The sequence below is a fragment of the Paenibacillus sp. OK076 genome, from assembly GCF_900110055.1.
Taxonomy (GTDB): Bacteria; Bacillota; Bacilli; order Paenibacillales; family Paenibacillaceae; genus Paenibacillus.
The window spans coordinates 2,853,422-2,869,611 of the sequence record NZ_FOCH01000001.1 but is presented as its reverse complement, the minus strand read 5'-3'; the positions used below and the strand labels follow the sequence as shown (position 1 = coordinate 2,869,611).

Here is a 16,190-nt window from a genome sequence, read left to right as displayed (position 1 = left end):
GAAGCAGCACTTTCTGTTAAGATTTAGAAGTATATTAAGCATAAATCTAAATTTAGGTTCTTGTTTAGCAGTTCTGAAAAAACTCTTTTACAATCTTTGTCAGTACGTTATAATACAAACACCAAGCAAATTACCCAACAAAAAAGTGAAATACTGTAATTGATTTATGAAGTCTAAGTTACTAAAAGCGGAACATCGTGTTGGGTAATGGACACCTGTAAATAAATATGGGAGGTATGGGTTATGATCAAGAAGAAACTTTCCGCAGTTCTCAGCACAGCTTTAATCGTTTCTATGCTGACTACTGGCGTGATCGTCGCTATCCAAGGTAAAACAACGTTAGAGGTAGCGAAGACAGCAGGAGATAAAAAGGTTGAAGTTATTAAAGGTATTCAAAGCGCCTGATGCAAATTTAAGGGAATTAGAACACTCCAACAGTGTTGGTAACTAAAGAAAACTTCAGCTTGGTTAACCTAGCTGAGGTTTTTTCATTATCATTATGTATTGATGCAGATGGCCATTGGTGACAATGATTGGGACAACTGGACGAGGTTGAAAGCAAATGGAGAGGAGATGGCGGCAAGCCTGCCAGAAGTCGAACTCGTAAAAAGCATCCTGCAAGGATCTGTTCGTACTACGAGAAAAAAAAGAAAAGAGGACAAGCCCTACCAAGGTGGACGTGATCGCTTGCGCAAACAAACTGTTACATCACATTTTCGCCATCTTGCAAAAGGGCAGCCCTATCAAACATAATTTTTTCTTCATATAAAGGGAGTGCTGATATAAGACTAACACGCCTCCAGGCTTTAATACCGTAGTGATCTGAGAAAGGATATATTCTCTCATTTCCCTTGAAAAATTAAAAAACGGTAATCCGCAAATAATGCAATCAAGCTGATGGACACGCTCTTGATTCATTCTTTTCAATAAATAGGATGCATTGGAATGGAACATGAAATCAGGATATTCCACCCTAAGATGATTCCTCATGTTTTTGTCTCTTTCAAACAAAAACACTGTTGCTGAGTTTGCTAAGTTTTCTTTCATTTCGTGGTATTCATTGACATGTTCCAATCGAGCTCTGAAAGATGAAGGGACGAGTTAAGGTAAATATCACTTGACGTTGGAAGGCAAGTTTAACTGGAACGTAAATACGTTATGCGTATGTTGAAGCGTCAAGGTACCTTGATGTAGCTCCGCAATATTTTTTGCTATCGAAAGACCCAGACCTGAACCCGTTTGAATGCCTTCGCTGCTTCTTGAATAATCCACCTTATAAAAACGATCAAACAGTTTGTCTTTTTGCTCCATTGTGAGCGGCGCACTTTTATTTTCGACTTCAATGGTAATGTGCTCATGGTGCATACTCATTCGAATGTGAATCTCACCAGGTTTAAAGGAATACTTCAGAGCGTTCATGAGAAGATTATCGATAGCCCGAGCAATCTTATCACTATCCACGCAGGCCATAATGGGGGCATTGCCGATCTCTTTCTCGATATGGATACCATTCTCCTGAGCTAAAGGTTCAAATTCAAACAACAACTGGTCTAATAGCTGATATAGGTCAACCTTTTTTAAATCCAATTGGGTATCTACTGAGGTTAGACGCGTGTATTCAAATAGATCATCGAGCAGCTTCTTTAGATGCGTTGCTTTGTTATAGGTGTTCTGAATGAAGCGGTCATACTCTGCTTTGTCTTGAAATGATTCTGTTCTAAGAAGCTCAATATAGCCGATGATACTGGTAAGCGGTGTGCGCAGGTCATGAGAGATACCCGTAATCATGTCCATCTTGGATTTCTCCAGCTCACGCTCCTTAATGATCTGCATCTGCAACTGTTCAGTCATATGATTGATATTGGAAGCGACGCGTCCAAGTTCATCTTGTCGATTGACGGGTACACGGTAGTCCAGATTGCCCTCCGAAATGAATTGAAGCCCTTGCTCCAAGTGAATGATATCTTTAACCATTCGACGTGTTAAAAATAGAAAGGTTAAGATAAAAGTTAATATGAAAATTGGAGCAATAACATACGGAAGCGAATTGCGGAACCAGGCTTGCTCCCAGGCTTTGAAAACATCTATAGATAGGTAAATGAGCATATTATTGAAGCCAGCTGCAGCAATGGTACTCAAAATGATTCGGATCAAAATGTTAACCTGAATTTTCTTCTTTCGAGTTCGATGAGAAGAGTTAGATCGTTTAATCAATTTTATAACCCACTCCCCATACCGTTTTAATATACTGAGGTTCTCGTGGATTCACTTCCAGCTTTTCTCGCAGGTTACGAATATGAACCATCACCGTATTATCTGAATACCCGTAAGGTTCTTTCCATACGGTTTCGTAAATCTTCTCGGAGCTAAATACTTGTCCAGGATGGCTGGCAAGCAACACCAAAATAGAAAACTCCAGTGGTGTAAGCGAAATGTCATTTTCTTTGAGCTTCACGGAATGTTTACTTGTATCAATGACAAGGTCCTTGATCAGGATAAGTGAATTGAATTCAGCTTTGCCAATCAGTGTTTGACGTCGTAACTGAGCTTTAACGCGAGCCAGTAATTCTAGCGGATTAAACGGTTTGACCATGTAATCGTCAGCCCCGGTAGTCAGGCCTGTGATTTTATCTATGTCTTCTTCCTTGGCGGATAACATAATAATCGGAGTGGATGATACTTCTCTTATTTTGAAGCAGGCTTTGATTCCATCCATAATAGGCATCATGACATCCAGTATTATGAGTTGGACCGATGTTGTTTTAATAATATTTAGCGCTTCTTCACCATTGGCTGCTTCAATGACATGATATCCTTCGTTACGTAAATAGACATGAATGACATCACGGATATCGGGTTCATCATCAACCACGAGAACGGTATTCACAATTCAACACTCCTTTTATGACCTGTTTTAAATTGATTTATATTTCTTATAAAGGGGATAATATTCAGTGTAAACGATAGTCTAAGATGTTTAAATTGTTTCCTTTTTGCGACAGACATAAACGAACGCAGGTGGGATATTCAAAGGCACTAATTCTATTTTTTCGATGATAAAGTGCTCGGATAATATTTTTTTCATTTGAAGTGAATATTGAAAGGCGATGAATAACCCTCCAGGTTTGAGTGCCATACAGATCTGTTCTACCAACGTATTTCTTAATTCAGGCTCAAAGTTGAAGAAGGGCAATCCGCTAAAAATGTAATCCAGTTGCTGAACGCCCTCTTGATTCATGGATTCTACTAATCGAGCGGCATCTGGATAACAGGAGTATTCAGGGTATGCGGTGTGCAGATTATTTCTCATTGTTTCGTTCATCTCAAACAATAGGACTTTAGTGGAGTCCTGCACCTTTTGTTGAATATAACGAGTGATAGCACCTGTACCCGATCCGAGTTCGGCCACTGTTTTTGCCTCTAGCCAAGACGCTTGATTCACCATATTGTTGGCAAGAAACCGCGAACTGGGTATGATGCTGCCAACATGTTTAGGACTTTGAAGAAAGCTTTTCAGAAATAAAATGGGTTCATTGGAATTCATGTTTGTGGTTCCTCCGTATATGTGATGGTAAGTTATCAGACCAAGTTAGAAATGGAATAATTGAAGCGTGGATAGAATGGGAACGCCAAAGTAGATGCCCGCTGTAAAATACGTTATGGTCCATAGCAAAGCACTGGAATATGAGATGAGGGCAAATTTCCGATACTGCACGCCGCTCATTCCAATAAGCAAAGGGAGAACATATCGCACGATTGGAATGAATAAACCGAGGCACATCGCCCAATTGCCGCGTTTATTTAGAATCAGTTCAGCCTTGACGAAGTGTTTATGATGTTGAAATCTGTGTTTTATCTTGGTTCCGAATAACTTCCCTGCAAAATAAGCAAAGGTAATGGCCGTTAACAGTCCTGATAAAATACAGAAGTATGTGATCCACGAATGGATAACTCCCGTGTGGCTTAAAATGGCACCACTGATAATCGTGATTTCATTCGGAATTGGAATGCCGAAAGGCCCTAATGAGAAGGCAAAATAAAAAATCAGATATCCATACTGGTGAAGTAGCTCTAAGATCGTATTACTGATCATTGTTTTGCCTCCTCTCTTGTTGATATAGAAATCATAATGAAAAAAACTAAGGAATTAATGATCATATTTCTGAAGAAAATCTAAAGAATACATAAGTAAAGCCAAACAACTACGCTGAAGACAAAAAAGTCTTTCCAATTTACTGGAAAGACTTGATGAGGTGCATATATTCAGGAGCGGTAATCAAGTGACACGGGTATCATTAGAAGATAATCGAGCATATTGAAATAAATCATTGATTAACTTGCGTAATTGGGATGCCGCAGTATAGATTACATTTAGAATCTGCACATATTCTTCTTTGTCTTGATATGATTTTAATAACTCTACGTTTCCGATGATATCCGCCAGAGGTTTGTGCAACTCATTGGTTATTTTTTCGATCCATTCTCTTTTGGAGATCTCTTCCTCACGTTCCTTTATCATCTGCTCTTGTAGATACTCCACCATGGAATTGACCTGAAACGAGAACCCCCTTAACTCAATGAGCAGCATTGGAGGTACTCGATGGTTCAAGTTCCCCTCCGATATGACTTGTATCGCACTCTCCAAACTCATGATTTCTCTAACGACGTGATGAGTCAAAATGAAAAAAGATAATACAAAGATAACAGTGAATATGATCGGAATAAGGTATGCCAGGTGAAATTGAAATTCATACAGTTTACCTAGAGGATGGAATGCAGCAAGCAAAAATGTAAACATAAAGGTCATGAAGAAGGCAACTAATAAACTGAAACCAAAACTGATGATAATATTCATACGAATACTATTTTTTCGGAGCAGCCATGGTAAATGAATTGTCAATGTTCATATCACTCCATTTTATGAGATGAGATCGAAATGCGGGCAATGCCCGCCAACCGGAAACAAAGCTCTCCGACCAGAATACCACCCGCAATATCTGCCGCTACATGTTGTTTCACGAGCACGGTTGATACCATAATAAGAATGGAAAGGGTGGAAGTCATCGCCCATATGGCTCGTCTAAATACACGCGTTCCTCTAAGAATCAGGTAACTGGTGAGCACATGAATACTTGGAAAACAGTTGTATGGTTGATCTTGACTGTAGATGTAACTGACCATAGTGTAGATAAAGCCTTTTTCATTCCGTATATCCGGCCGATCAATCGCTGTCTGGAACAGAGCGAAGAAAATGTACGAGATCACCAGACCGCTGCAAAGTGCGATTAACGTTTGAAAGTAGGTTCTCTTGTCCTTGAATGCAAGTGCTATTAATGCACCTGTAATGAACGGGTACCATAATACATATAGGATGATAAAGGATGGGACAAAAGGGATCATGTGGTCCAGACTTGTTGCAAGACTATTGACATGATCACCAGGCCGATTTAATACACCGTAGAAAATATTTAATATTGGAACTGCTGAAAGCCAAATCAGTGAAAGCCATGCTGATTTAGTGTATGAATGATTAGAAAGCTTCAAATGCTCAACTCCTATACGGATTTATTAACGTATCCATAGTAGAGATAAACTCTGAAGAACTTGAAAGGAATTTTCTAAAGAAATTCTGAATATGGAGTGAAGTTTGTCTCGAAAAGGAGCGGAAAAAGCATTGCAGCTACCGAAATTGACCGATAGCGCAGAGATAATTTCTAAAAAAACTTTACCGATTATTCTGATGACAAGAAGGAACAAGGGCAAATGCTAAAGAAAGAATCTAATAGAAGCATCTCCACCAGGATGCCATTGAGCTGTTTTGTAGGTCTCCGTTCGAGAAGCCTGTAAAGCATAAAGGTATGTGGAGCAGTAAGAAATGATGGAATGTATTATTTAGGACAGAGAGGTGCATTGAAATTAATTTTCATTTAAATGAAGCTATTGAAATTTTGGAGCGCACGCCGCAAACTCTGGAACGTTTCTTATCTGGTCTGTCTGAAGGATGGCTGCAAAGCAATGAAGGTGAAGGAACCTGGAATACACACGAAGTGGTTGAACACTTCATTGAAGCAGAGAAGCATAACTGGATTCCGCGAGTGGAATCCATTTTATTCGAAGGGGAAAACCATCTGTTTCCTGCATTTGACCGCTTCTCCCACTTGAAGAACATTTCTAAAAGAACCGTTGAAGAGGCCCTGCAAGAGTTCGGCAGCATCAGAATGAAGAACCTCTCCAAGCTAAAGGAGTTCCTTCAATCAACTTCCTATCTTGAAAAGACTGGCCTACATCCGGAATTCGGCATCGTTAAGTTGAAGGAGCTGCTCTCTGCATGGGTCGTTCATGATTTTACGCATATGGCGCAAATTGTTAGGGTGATGGCAGAGAGATACAGAACTGATGTTGGACCTTGGAGTGCATATCTGGGCATTTTGAAAAGGAATTGATTTTCTTGAGCAACCAAAGTACGAACTTTCCACTTTGTTGAAGTGATGAAGGATAAGATTCACATTGAGAAATCAGCCGTGGACAACATACTCTGATTAAAGTCGCTAATGTAGCGACTTTTTATTTTACCGTTACACGATCGTGTCCAAGCTAAGGACAATAACTGATTTGCTAGCAAATACGTCCGGTTCAAGGATTGTTCCGTTTGCCTTAATAAAGAAAGATGAAACTCCCTTCGGCAGATTTATGAGAATCTCAAAAATTGGTATGCAAAAAAATGCATATAGTGGTACTTAAAACATTCAAAAGGTTCATGTTAGCATAAATCTAACAGCATGCTGTTCAACTATACAACAATTTAATGATCCAGCAGGAGCAATGGTTTGAGGTTGGAATGGAAGGGGAGCATATGAATGTAACAGATCCCGCAATGAACAAAACAGGCAAGCTGCCTTACGTTCATGCGATATCATTTATTCTATTGATGGTTAGTTTATCCGTATGGTTACAACATGCAGAGATTATTTTACCAGAGGTTGCAGCAATGGCTATAGCCATGTGGGTATACAGAGAACCAGGGTGGATCAGACGTCCTTCCGTCATTTTCATTGCACCGACCGTAACTGCTGCGATCGGTCTGGGCATGAATCAGTTCCAAACCAATTATCCGATAAAGGTAATGCTTACTCTATCTATAATGATGTTATTTCTGAGATTAATACACTCGAATCTTGCACCCGCCATTGCTACAGGTCTATTACCACTTGCTATTCATACAGAAGATTGGTCATTTGTATCAATTGTCTTTGTGTTCACACTGACCTTAATGGCCGGAGTTGTCGTGTTTCAGCTCCATAAAAATCTCGCAGCAAAGTCGAAGGTCCAATACAAATACATGGTAATCTTCTTAGCCATTTCACTATGCTGGCTCTGTATTTGCTGGTTACTGGGTTATGAACAGATGGCAGTGATTCCACCTATTTTTGTTGTGGTTTACGAATCGCTCCAAAAGCCGATCTACACAGCAAAAATGGCGTTTAAGCAAGGATTTACCCTAACCCTATCTGCATCCGTTGGCGTTCTCATTGTTATACAGGTGGATTCGCCGGTTCTGGCTGCGTTCATTGATATGTTTTTAGTCGTCGTGATAACACGCCTTTTTCATGTCCGAATTCCTGCCTTATACGCTATACCGCTACTAACCTTTGTATTTCCTGAAGATAAAGTTTGGAGTTTACCTCTTGTCACACTTTTTGCAAGTCTGTTTATGTTTAGCTTTGTATTGTTATACAAGTATGGGGAAAAGAGGACTTTGAACCGTAAAAATAAGGGTAGTAGCCGGAGTTCTGTGTCGCCATCATAATTAATAAATAACTCGGATTCATGGGCAGAAAGCTAAACTTGGAGGATAAACGTATGTTATTTGGCCTGATTGCAGCACTATGTTTTGGTTTATCGGACTTTATGGTTACCCAGGCCACCAGAAAGGTTCAAACTTTGCCTGCCCTGCTGGGGATTCAGTTCATTGCCTCACTCCTGCTGGGAGGGTATGTACTTACACAATCACCTCATATTGATCAAAACTCCATGGTATGGATTGGAATAGCAGGCATCAGTGTAGTCAACTTTGTAGGTACATTATTGTTATATCGAGCTTTTGAAAAGGGAACCTTGTCCATCGTTTCTCCCATCGGCTCTGGATTTGCTGTGGTGACTGCCATTCTCGCTTTTATTGGCGGTGAACGATTGCCTTTCAATTCAATTATCGGTGTCATGCTGCTGATCATTGGTGTGTTGACGGTAACGAGATCAAGCAAAAGCGTCGGACAACAAGTGACGTTGTCGGGCATACCAGAAGCCATTATCGCCTCAATCTGCATCGGTTTTTATTTTTGGGCGATCGGATACATTACTCCTCATCTGGGTGTGATTCTTCCTGTACTCGTCACACGGATCATACAATTTTTCTGTGCGTTTGTACTTCTACGGGTAAAAAGAATTCAACTCCCGCGCATAGGCCTGTCTACCGGTCTGATTCTGGTTGCAGCAGCCCTGCTGGATACAGGAGCTTTACTCTCTTTTAATATGGGACAATCCGTTGATTATACAACGAGCACAACAGCACTTACTTCATTATATAGTGTCGTTACCATACTTATGGCCGGCTTGATTTTAAAAGAAAAGCTGACGAAAAGCCAATGGGCGGGCATTGCTATTATTCTACTCGGGGTCATTATCGTAAGCATCTAGAAAGGATTATAAGATGGACAGAGTGCATACCGTTTATTCATTGATCACCAATCCGAACGATTCACATCTATTAATGGTTCAAAACAAAGGCTCAGAGGCGTGGTCTCTTCCGGGAGGTAAAGTTGAACCTTATGAAACGTTAGAAGTCGCTGCTATTCGTGAAGTATGCGAGGAAACCGGCTTACATGTACAGCTCAAAGGAGTAGTAGCTATTAATGAGTATCAAAAGAGAGATGGTTCAGAACACGGGATATGTGTAACCTTCAAGGCATGTATTGTGAGCGGAGCAGAGAGCATTTCAAGACCAGATGAGATCAGACAAATAGCCTGGATTCGTCTTGAAGAAGCGGATGCGCTAATGCCATTTTATGAGGAAAGTCTACAAGAAATCGTCAGGAAAAATGTGCAGGTATCCTATTTCGATGAAGGAATCATCTGATTGTACAATGAAATGAATGTTAATAAAGGAAGGGCAGAGGCCCTTCCTTTTTACTTGCATTTTTTAGACAGTCAGGTTAGCTGATCATAACGGCTTACTGTCTTATATAAATTGCGCAAGAGTTTGAACCCCTTCGGTAATCTGTGCCTCGTTTACATTGCCAAACCCCATGATAAGACTCTCGTTGTACTGATCTTTGCGAATGGTATATCGCTCGGCAGGGTAGATTTTGATACGATGCTCCTCAAGCTCCATTGCAGTCAGAAGATCAGCGTTTCGGCCTGGCCAAGTTGCAATAAGATGCAACCCCGCAGCATCACCCGATATTTGTACCTTTTCTCCAAACGTCTCCGTTAACGCCGTAATCAGGTGAGTTCTTCGTTTATTATAGATTCGTTTCATCCGCAAAATATGACGTTTCAGATGCCCTTCGTTCATAAAGCGGGCTAAAGTTAATTGCGATAAGGCAGGACATTGCATATCATTCGTACGTTTTAGCTGCACGATCGGGTCTACCAGCTCTTGCGGAGCTACAATATAACCAAGCCTTAGTGCAGGAAACATATTTTTACTAAACGTCCCTACGTAGATTACCCGCTCTGCATCAAGCTCACGCAAGGCATGAACAGGCATCCCGCCATAACGAAACTCACTATCATAATCATCCTCTATAATGTAAGCTCCTGAGCTTCGAGCATAGTCAAGTAATTGGAGGCGCCTGCTGATCGACAGAATACTCCCGAACGGAAATTGATGAGAAGGTGTCACAAAGATACATCTGGGCTTCACATCGGTTGGCAGCTGCTCTACACACAGACCATTGTCATCGACGGGCACAGGTATAATTCGGGAGTTCGTTTCAGCGAAAAGGTTATAAATAAATGTTGCCGTGGGGTCCTCTATTGCAACCGTTTCACCAGGCCTTAATAAAAGCTTGCTGAGTATCGAAAACGCCTGGGTTGCGCCAGCCGTGACGATAATTTGCGAAGGTAGACAGTGAAGGCCTTTGATATGGAGAAGATGCTCACAAATGGCTTGTCGAAGCTCAATGTCGCCAGCCATATCCTCCTGGTACCCCAGCATAGAAGGGGGAAGATCATGATACACATCCATTGCAGCTCTTTTCCATTTCTGGAAAGGAACATGCTCAAGAGCAGGAAAGCTGGGACGAAAATCGATAGATGGTAAGCGATTCTCAGCTGCAGGGGAGACATTCTCATTCCTTGCAACAAGTTCTTCAGGCTGTATATGTAGTGGTCTGCTTGTCCCTATATCTCTTACAAAGGTTCCCGAACCTTGTTTGCCTTCCAGAAATCCTTCAGCTGTTAACTGCTCGTATACCTCGACAATAAGGGCGCGTGAGACCCCAAGTTCTTTGGCAAGCTCCCGAGTGGAGGGAAGGGGAGTTCCTGCCTTGTAACTGCCTTGCATAATTCGGTCTCTAATAAACGAGTATACCTGTCTGGTTTTCGTTTCGTTTCGTCCGGGTTGCATGAGGGATCTCCTTTTTAATGAATTGGTATGGTTAAAACATGTCTAAAATGGCTCTAATGATAACCAATATATCATGCTATCATAAATCATGCCAATTCCAAATCCAACAGAAAGAAGTTAATCTCATGAGAAACCGTAGAACCAACTGCCTTGGAGCACCCACGATGAGTATAGCGCCTGAGACGGTATCTCCCGTACCAATCCACAAAGACTACGTATTGAATCGTTGGCTGTGCGTTGCGGCACTTTTTATGGCATCGCTCAATTTGAGACCCGTCGTTGCATCCATTGCACCTGTCTTGGGAAGCATTCAACATGATCTTGGCCTAAGTGGTGCTGTATCCAGCTTGCTCGTTTCTATTCCGGTGTTATGTATGGGAATACTCGCTCCGTTCTCTGTAAAATTAAGTGAAAGGCTCGGTATTGAGCGAGTCATCACCTGGTCCTTGATGCTGATCGGAGGGAGCACGCTATTACGCCTGTTTATCCATTCCGCTTCATTGTTATTTTTGACTACATTGTTATCGGGTATTGGTATTGCGATGATGGGACCTTTGTTATCCGGTTTTATTAAAAAGCATATGGCTGACAGTGCACCCTCCATGATTGCAATCTACTCCATGGCTTTAGCATTGGGAGCAGCACTTGGTTCAAGCCTTACTTCACCCTTGCATTGGAGGCTTCATTCTTGGCAAATGTCACTGTCATTCTGGCTGATACCTGTGATTCTGGCTTTGCCACTATGGTTCAATGTGCTGAAACGACAGCCTTTGAGTTCTAAAGCTAATTCGGCGATTTTACTTGGAAAATCATTGGAAATACCTTGGCATAAGGGAAAAGCATGGATTCTAGCTGTACAATTCGGGTTGTTATCTCTCGTATTTTATTCTCTTCTAGCCTGGCTTCCCTTAATGCTCATTGCGGCAGGTGCATCCATGCTTCACGCTGGAATTATGGTGACCTTGTTCGCTTTGATACAAATTCCAAGTGGTGCTGTTGTACAGCAGCTTCTCAAAATGCACGCTTCAAGACGGAGCTGGCTCATCGTATCCTCCCTGATGCAAGCCGCTGGTCTGTTGCTTATCTTCTGTTCAACTTATCTATGGTTTGCTGTGGTAATCTGTGGTTTGGGATCAGGTATGCTGTTTGCACTGCTTAATTTGCTTCCGGTTGAAATGACCTCCTCCCCTGAAGAGGCGGCCTCTTGGGCAGCCATGATTCAGTGTATAGGATTTCTGATTGGAGCGGCCGGCCCTTTGTTAACGGGCTATCTACATGACCGTATGGGTCATTTTAATGCAGGAATATTGGCAATGGTATTCATTTCTATAGCTATGGGGATTATATCCTTATCTATGGTATCTAGAAAAAATTCAAAAAATAAGATTCGTTGATGTGCTCAAAAAGATCGAGAAATGTCTCAATATTAGAACATAAAAAATGAACTTGGAGGTCTATATTTATGAAGATTTTCGTTGCTGGTGCAAGTGGTGTTATTGGCAGACTGCTGCTGCCGCAATTAATACAGGCTGGTCACGAAGTTATTGGCATGACGCGGAAAGAAGAGCAAAGAGAGGCCATTGAACAGTTAGGAGCCAAAGCCATTCTTGCAGATGTGTTTGATCGAGGACAAATGGTGGAAATTCTAAATGAAGTTAAACCTGATGTTGTTATTCATCAATTAACCTCATTAAGTCAAGGCAGTTCGGCAGAAAATGCGCGCATACGAATTGAAGGAACACGAAATTTGGTCGATGCAGCAAAACAGGCGAAGGTACAAAAAATCATCGCACAGAGTATTTCTTGGGCATATGAACCTGGCACGACTCCTGCGACGGAAGAAACAGCATTGGACATGGATGCTCCTATGCCTAGACATACTACAATTCACGGAGTATTGGCTCTGGAGGAAGCCGTAAAAGAAATGCCTGCGTATGTCATTTTGCGATATGGCACTCTGTATGGACCTGCAACTTGGTATGCTAAAAATGGGGATATAGCAGAGAAGATCAGTAACAAAGAAGTAAAGGCAACGGATGGGGTATCTTCTTTTGTTCATGTCGAAGATGCTGCGAATGCTGCTTTGCTGGCGCTGGATTGGCCAACGGGTACGTATAACATTGTGGATGATGAACCAGCTAAAGGGACAGACTGGCTCCCTGTATACGCTCAAGCCTTGGGTGCACCAGCACCAGATATTCAATCGGGAGCAAGCCCGTGGGAGAGAGGGGCCTCGAACCGCAAAGCCAAGAACGAATGCGGGTGGATTCCTCAATATACCACATGGAGAACAGGCTTTTCCAAGTCTTTACGATAACCTCCACATGATTAGTTATGGCCCTATATCGGAAACATCAACTTTCTAACAATCTAAACAATCTTTGCAATGAAATAACCCGTGTATCAACAAAGAAAGCAGCTGACCAGGTGATCAACTGCTTTCTTTGTTTTATATTTCATAACTCAGTAACCTGAAATTCGAATAAGTCTGAACTATCCTGCATTTTTTTAGTTGATGGCTTGGTCAGTGACCAACTAAAAAAGTATGACGATGAACCCAATAGCAATCAGCTTTAGTATAATACAATCAAAGGTGGACTACCCAACAAAATAATGAAATACTGAAATCATCGTTTCTTCACGTGTTCATCCGCTTTGTACATAACAGATATCTGAGGTATGGATCTTTTTAAAATGTTATCTTGGTTACTTCCTTTACTTGAGATACAGAATTTAAGCGCTGATAAAAAACTGGAGGGGAATGTAATGCTGGAATTAGAGTTTACAACTATAGTGGAGTGGGATGAAGCATTATGGGCGCGGATGGAGCGGATTTATCATGAGGCTTTTCCAAGCGGGGCGAAGACAAAAGGGATTTTGCGCAATATGCTGAACAGGGGGATTGGTTACTTACACACGGGCATGCATCAAGGAGAAGTCGTTGCGATGGCTGTTACTGGACTGGAGGGGAAGGCAGCGAACCGCATCCTGATCATCGATTACCTCGCGGTTGAACAGAAGCTGCGCGGGTCGGGCATCGGGTCTTGGATGCTGGAGCAACTCAGAGCCTGGGGGTTAAGAGAACACGAGATCAACGGTATGATCATCGAGGCGGAGTCCGGGAAAACCGAGGCTCATCAGGAACGTATTCAGTTCTGGCAGCGCAACGGGTTCATTCTAACCTCCTATGTTCATCAATATAGAATGGTTCCAGAGTCGTATCAGGCCATGATGCTGCCCCTGGATGGAAGCACACATGTACCTGATGATGGTGAAGCACTATTTCATTATATTAATGCTTTTCATAAGGTTGCTTACCGGAAGAGTTAGACCAACATTTATTATGTCAACGATACCTGAAATATGAGAAAGCCGATAAACGCGTAATAGGTTTATCGGCTTTGTGTTTGTACGACTAACTCTTTGAAATGCGTCTATAAGCAACCGCTTAGTTATGTCACTTGTTGCTGGTCTTCTTGATCAAGTCCACGCCATCGTATGCCAGACTTTCCACACTTGCTTCCTTCTGCAGTAAGTAATGATCAAAAAAGTTCTTTGAATAGTCTGTAACCAGATTTCGCATCTCCACAGCATCCCGTTCGCCTCTGAGTCCCTCATTAGCATAGGTAAACAGGATGTCGCAGTAATCTAGATGCGCAACACGATCAACAGAGAAATAATAGGTTGCCATGCTATTGTTAGCGCCAATTATCGCATTCATATTATAGTTAGGTTCACAAAACAGTAACAAGAAGGGTTTCTTAAGGTCGCTGTCCTGAAGGCCGAACGCACCGCTATCCAAGCCAATCCCGCAGGCGAACCGGTCGTCGTCCCGGCAAACCATCGCCGTCGTTAGCCCTCCATAAGAATGTCCGATTATGCCTATGCCGATGTCAAGCAACAATCTGCCCTTAAAGATGGAATTCAGCTCTCCAGAGTCCAGTTTGTAAAGACAATCGGCAACATACCTTACATCTTCTGCCTGTAATTCGCTATACTCTGTTAACTTGGCAAGGATCGGCAGTGCAAGCACTTTACGGCACATCTCTATGGCAGTTTCCTCGTCAGGCCGCATCTCCATCTTACCAGCCAACGCCAGCATCTCCGGATCTTCAGAAAGCGCTGTAATGGCATTCGAAAAACCCGTTGATACATTAAACAGGCGCCCATCTTTACGCTTATACATTGTGCTATTCTGATGGCCGATGCTTACCACAATATATCCGATGCTTGCCAAGTCTGTACAGATCACTGTACCCCATTCTGGAGAAACGCCCCCGCCGCAAACATAGAATAACACCGGATAGCGCTTTTCCTTCCCGGAGAGAGCAAGGTCGTCGTAGCACTGAGTCTTGATATCTATAGAGAAAAAATCCTCCCCTTTAAGATATGCAGTGACAAGTGACTGCTCCTTCAACATTTCGTAGACTTCAGGAAACATGTACGTTGATGTCGTCTTACCTTCGTTACTATCGGACGGATAGTACACAAACGCTGTCAGTTCTCTTTTGGAGCGATCTGATGCGGTGTACTCCAAATCCATCTGGGTTCGACCGACAGTATACTCGCCAATTGGTTCTGGAAATGCGTCATAAGTTCTCATATTCTTGTTCCCCTTTCATTAATAAAAGTGGAAAATGTGAAGTACGTAGATTGCGCTATGAGCGTTTTTCAAAACTGCGAACCGATTACATCCGATCTTCAGTGAATCCTGTCTACTCCTTGGTTTTCTTGAGATCACTAACCATTTCAGAATATGTATGATCTTCAAGCAGCCCATGACTCATAAAGTCAGCAAAGTACTTGCTAAGCTTATGTTGCAGCGTAGAATCCTTAATATCGAATTCCCTAAAAAACATGACTAAATTAAACTGCATGGACTCAAACATAAAAGAAATCAGGTCATCGTCAATATCCGGTCTTAGATATCCATCAACCCTCATTCGGCGTAAAATGTCCTTGATTAAGGGGAATGACTCGCCCTTCAGCACATTCAGATATACTTTAAGCAAAGTGTTTTCAGGAATGTTTAAAAATGTTTGAATGAGTTTGATTTCCAACTCATTCAGCGGCTCGGTCACAGTGTCACTAACGTTACCAAATAAGGTAGTCAGGAAAAACCGGTAAAGTGAATCTTCATTACTGTTATTAAAATACGCAGCTCTTTTCTCGGTAACATTACGTACCAAGAGACAATAAAGGTCATCCTTGTCTTCAAAATACCGATAAAATGTTCCGGGGTGCATGGACAATCGATCCAAAACCATCTTCATCGTAATGTCTTCGTAATCATTATCAACAAAAAGATGCATAGCGTTATTAGAGATTTCTCCGCGCCTTGCTTCATCTAAACGAAAGAAAGAATTTTTGGGCATAGAATACTCCTTTATTCAAAGTGTGAACTGATTCACACTATATCGATAATCAATTCACATGTCAAGTCGTATCGAAATTAGGAATATTAGTGATTGAAACTACTGCTATGTTCATTAACATGAGGTATTTTAAATTTGTTACAATATGTATAAAGTGAAAATATGAAAGTTGGTTATTAAGGTACCGC

The 16,190-nt window shown here is 41.7% G+C and carries 18 protein-coding genes; 9 read left to right on the top strand and 9 right to left on the bottom strand.

Features of this window, described 5'->3' with window-relative positions:
- The first annotated feature begins 243 nt into the window (after positions 1–243).
- Entirely contained in the window at positions 244–405 is a 162-nt protein-coding gene (locus BMY78_RS32830; RefSeq protein WP_177185728.1) for a hypothetical protein, read from the top strand.
- 108 nt (positions 406–513) lie between these two features.
- Positions 514–753, top strand: a complete 240-nt coding sequence (locus tag BMY78_RS12690; protein WP_143067027.1) for a hypothetical protein — start codon at positions 514–516, stop codon at positions 751–753.
- Between the two features lie 360 nt (positions 754–1,113).
- Here the strand turns inward: BMY78_RS12690 and BMY78_RS12685 are convergent, their stop codons facing one another.
- The 6 genes from BMY78_RS12685 to BMY78_RS12660 all read right to left on the bottom strand — a co-directional run bounded on the left by BMY78_RS12685 (position 1,114) and on the right by BMY78_RS12660 (position 5,544).
- Positions 1,114–2,214, bottom strand: a complete 1,101-nt coding sequence (locus BMY78_RS12685; RefSeq protein ID WP_256222083.1) for a sensor histidine kinase — start codon at positions 2,212–2,214, stop codon at positions 1,114–1,116.
- A complete protein-coding gene (locus BMY78_RS12680) occupies positions 2,207–2,887 on the bottom strand; it encodes a response regulator transcription factor (RefSeq protein WP_090898902.1) in 681 nt (226 codons plus the stop codon). Before BMY78_RS12680 ends, BMY78_RS12685 begins: the two co-directional genes overlap by 8 nt.
- Before the next feature lie 90 nt (positions 2,888–2,977).
- A complete protein-coding gene (locus BMY78_RS12675) occupies positions 2,978–3,544 on the bottom strand; it encodes a class I SAM-dependent methyltransferase (RefSeq protein WP_090898899.1) in 567 nt (188 codons plus the stop codon).
- A 45-nt stretch (positions 3,545–3,589) separates the two neighbouring features.
- Positions 3,590–4,093 carry a DedA family protein gene (locus BMY78_RS12670; RefSeq protein ID WP_090898896.1) on the bottom strand — a complete coding sequence of 168 codons (504 nt, stop codon included), beginning with the start codon at positions 4,091–4,093 and terminating at the stop codon, positions 3,590–3,592.
- A gap of 183 nt (positions 4,094–4,276) precedes the next feature.
- Entirely contained in the window at positions 4,277–4,609 is a 333-nt protein-coding gene (locus BMY78_RS32825; RefSeq protein WP_177185727.1) for a histidine kinase dimerization/phospho-acceptor domain-containing protein, read from the bottom strand.
- Between the two features lie 299 nt (positions 4,610–4,908).
- Positions 4,909–5,544, bottom strand: coding sequence for a phosphatase PAP2 family protein (locus tag BMY78_RS12660; protein WP_090898890.1), 636 nt, complete (start codon positions 5,542–5,544; stop codon positions 4,909–4,911).
- A 371-nt stretch (positions 5,545–5,915) separates the two neighbouring features.
- On the opposite strand from BMY78_RS12660, the gene BMY78_RS12655 reads away from it, so the two are divergent.
- From BMY78_RS12655 to BMY78_RS12640, 4 genes are all read left to right on the top strand, one after another.
- Positions 5,916–6,443: a DinB family protein gene (locus tag BMY78_RS12655; protein ID WP_090898887.1), complete on the top strand. Its 528-nt coding sequence runs from the start codon at positions 5,916–5,918 to the stop codon at positions 6,441–6,443.
- Between the two features lie 410 nt (positions 6,444–6,853).
- Positions 6,854–7,807, top strand: coding sequence for a hypothetical protein (locus BMY78_RS12650; protein WP_256222082.1), 954 nt, complete (start codon positions 6,854–6,856; stop codon positions 7,805–7,807).
- Positions 7,808–7,860: 53 nt separating this feature from the next.
- The gene (locus BMY78_RS12645; RefSeq protein WP_177185726.1) at positions 7,861–8,694 is read left to right on the top strand and encodes a DMT family transporter; all 834 of its coding nucleotides are present in this window, start codon (positions 7,861–7,863) and stop codon (positions 8,692–8,694) included.
- 13 nt (positions 8,695–8,707) lie between these two features.
- Positions 8,708–9,133 carry an NUDIX hydrolase gene (locus tag BMY78_RS12640; RefSeq protein WP_090898881.1) on the top strand — a complete coding sequence of 142 codons (426 nt, stop codon included), beginning with the start codon at positions 8,708–8,710 and terminating at the stop codon, positions 9,131–9,133.
- A gap of 102 nt (positions 9,134–9,235) precedes the next feature.
- Here the strand turns inward: BMY78_RS12640 and BMY78_RS12635 are convergent, their stop codons facing one another.
- Positions 9,236–10,627, bottom strand: a complete 1,392-nt coding sequence (locus BMY78_RS12635; protein WP_090898879.1) for a MocR-like pyridoxine biosynthesis transcription factor PdxR — start codon at positions 10,625–10,627, stop codon at positions 9,236–9,238.
- 125 nt (positions 10,628–10,752) lie between these two features.
- On the opposite strand from BMY78_RS12635, the gene BMY78_RS12630 reads away from it, so the two are divergent.
- The 3 genes from BMY78_RS12630 (at position 10,753) to BMY78_RS12620 (ending at position 13,957) form a co-directional block, all read left to right on the top strand.
- Positions 10,753–12,021 (top strand): MFS transporter, encoded by a 1,269-nt coding sequence (locus BMY78_RS12630; protein WP_177185725.1) that lies wholly within the window; start codon positions 10,753–10,755, stop codon positions 12,019–12,021.
- 68 nt (positions 12,022–12,089) lie between these two features.
- Positions 12,090–12,944 carry an NAD-dependent epimerase/dehydratase family protein gene (locus BMY78_RS12625; RefSeq protein WP_090898875.1) on the top strand — a complete coding sequence of 285 codons (855 nt, stop codon included), beginning with the start codon at positions 12,090–12,092 and terminating at the stop codon, positions 12,942–12,944.
- A 449-nt stretch (positions 12,945–13,393) separates the two neighbouring features.
- Positions 13,394–13,957: a GNAT family N-acetyltransferase gene (locus BMY78_RS12620; RefSeq protein ID WP_090898873.1), complete on the top strand. Its 564-nt coding sequence runs from the start codon at positions 13,394–13,396 to the stop codon at positions 13,955–13,957.
- A 127-nt stretch (positions 13,958–14,084) separates the two neighbouring features.
- Here BMY78_RS12620 and BMY78_RS12615 read toward each other — a convergent pair whose 3' ends face one another.
- Both BMY78_RS12615 and BMY78_RS12610 read right to left on the bottom strand, forming a co-directional pair.
- A complete protein-coding gene (locus tag BMY78_RS12615) occupies positions 14,085–15,230 on the bottom strand; it encodes an alpha/beta hydrolase (protein WP_090898870.1) in 1,146 nt (381 codons plus the stop codon).
- 112 nt (positions 15,231–15,342) lie between these two features.
- Positions 15,343–16,002, bottom strand: coding sequence for a TetR/AcrR family transcriptional regulator (locus BMY78_RS12610; RefSeq protein ID WP_090898867.1), 660 nt, complete (start codon positions 16,000–16,002; stop codon positions 15,343–15,345).
- Positions 16,003–16,190 lie beyond the last annotated feature (188 nt).

What these genes read in the sequence shown, in the direction of transcription:
- BMY78_RS12670 (WP_090898896.1), bottom strand. Translation starts at nt 4,093, where the DNA reads ATGATCAGTAATACGATCTTAGAGCTACTTCACCAGTATGGATATCTG.
- BMY78_RS12615 (WP_090898870.1), bottom strand. Translation starts at nt 15,230, where the DNA reads ATGAGAACTTATGACGCATTTCCAGAACCAATTGGCGAGTATACTGTC.
- BMY78_RS12625 (WP_090898875.1), top strand. Translation starts at nt 12,090, where the DNA reads ATGAAGATTTTCGTTGCTGGTGCAAGTGGTGTTATTGGCAGACTGCTG.
- BMY78_RS12645 (WP_177185726.1), top strand. Translation starts at nt 7,861, where the DNA reads ATGTTATTTGGCCTGATTGCAGCACTATGTTTTGGTTTATCGGACTTT.
- BMY78_RS12610 (WP_090898867.1), bottom strand. Translation starts at nt 16,002, where the DNA reads ATGCCCAAAAATTCTTTCTTTCGTTTAGATGAAGCAAGGCGCGGAGAA.
- BMY78_RS12650 (WP_256222082.1), top strand. Translation starts at nt 6,854, where the DNA reads ATGAATGTAACAGATCCCGCAATGAACAAAACAGGCAAGCTGCCTTAC.
- BMY78_RS12635 (WP_090898879.1), bottom strand. Translation starts at nt 10,627, where the DNA reads ATGCAACCCGGACGAAACGAAACGAAAACCAGACAGGTATACTCGTTT.
- BMY78_RS12675 (WP_090898899.1), bottom strand. Translation starts at nt 3,544, where the DNA reads ATGAATTCCAATGAACCCATTTTATTTCTGAAAAGCTTTCTTCAAAGT.
- BMY78_RS12620 (WP_090898873.1), top strand. Translation starts at nt 13,394, where the DNA reads ATGCTGGAATTAGAGTTTACAACTATAGTGGAGTGGGATGAAGCATTA.
- BMY78_RS12630 (WP_177185725.1), top strand. Translation starts at nt 10,753, where the DNA reads ATGAGAAACCGTAGAACCAACTGCCTTGGAGCACCCACGATGAGTATA.
- BMY78_RS32830 (WP_177185728.1), top strand. Translation starts at nt 244, where the DNA reads ATGATCAAGAAGAAACTTTCCGCAGTTCTCAGCACAGCTTTAATCGTT.
- BMY78_RS12640 (WP_090898881.1), top strand. Translation starts at nt 8,708, where the DNA reads ATGGACAGAGTGCATACCGTTTATTCATTGATCACCAATCCGAACGAT.
- BMY78_RS12690 (WP_143067027.1), top strand. Translation starts at nt 514, where the DNA reads ATGGCCATTGGTGACAATGATTGGGACAACTGGACGAGGTTGAAAGCA.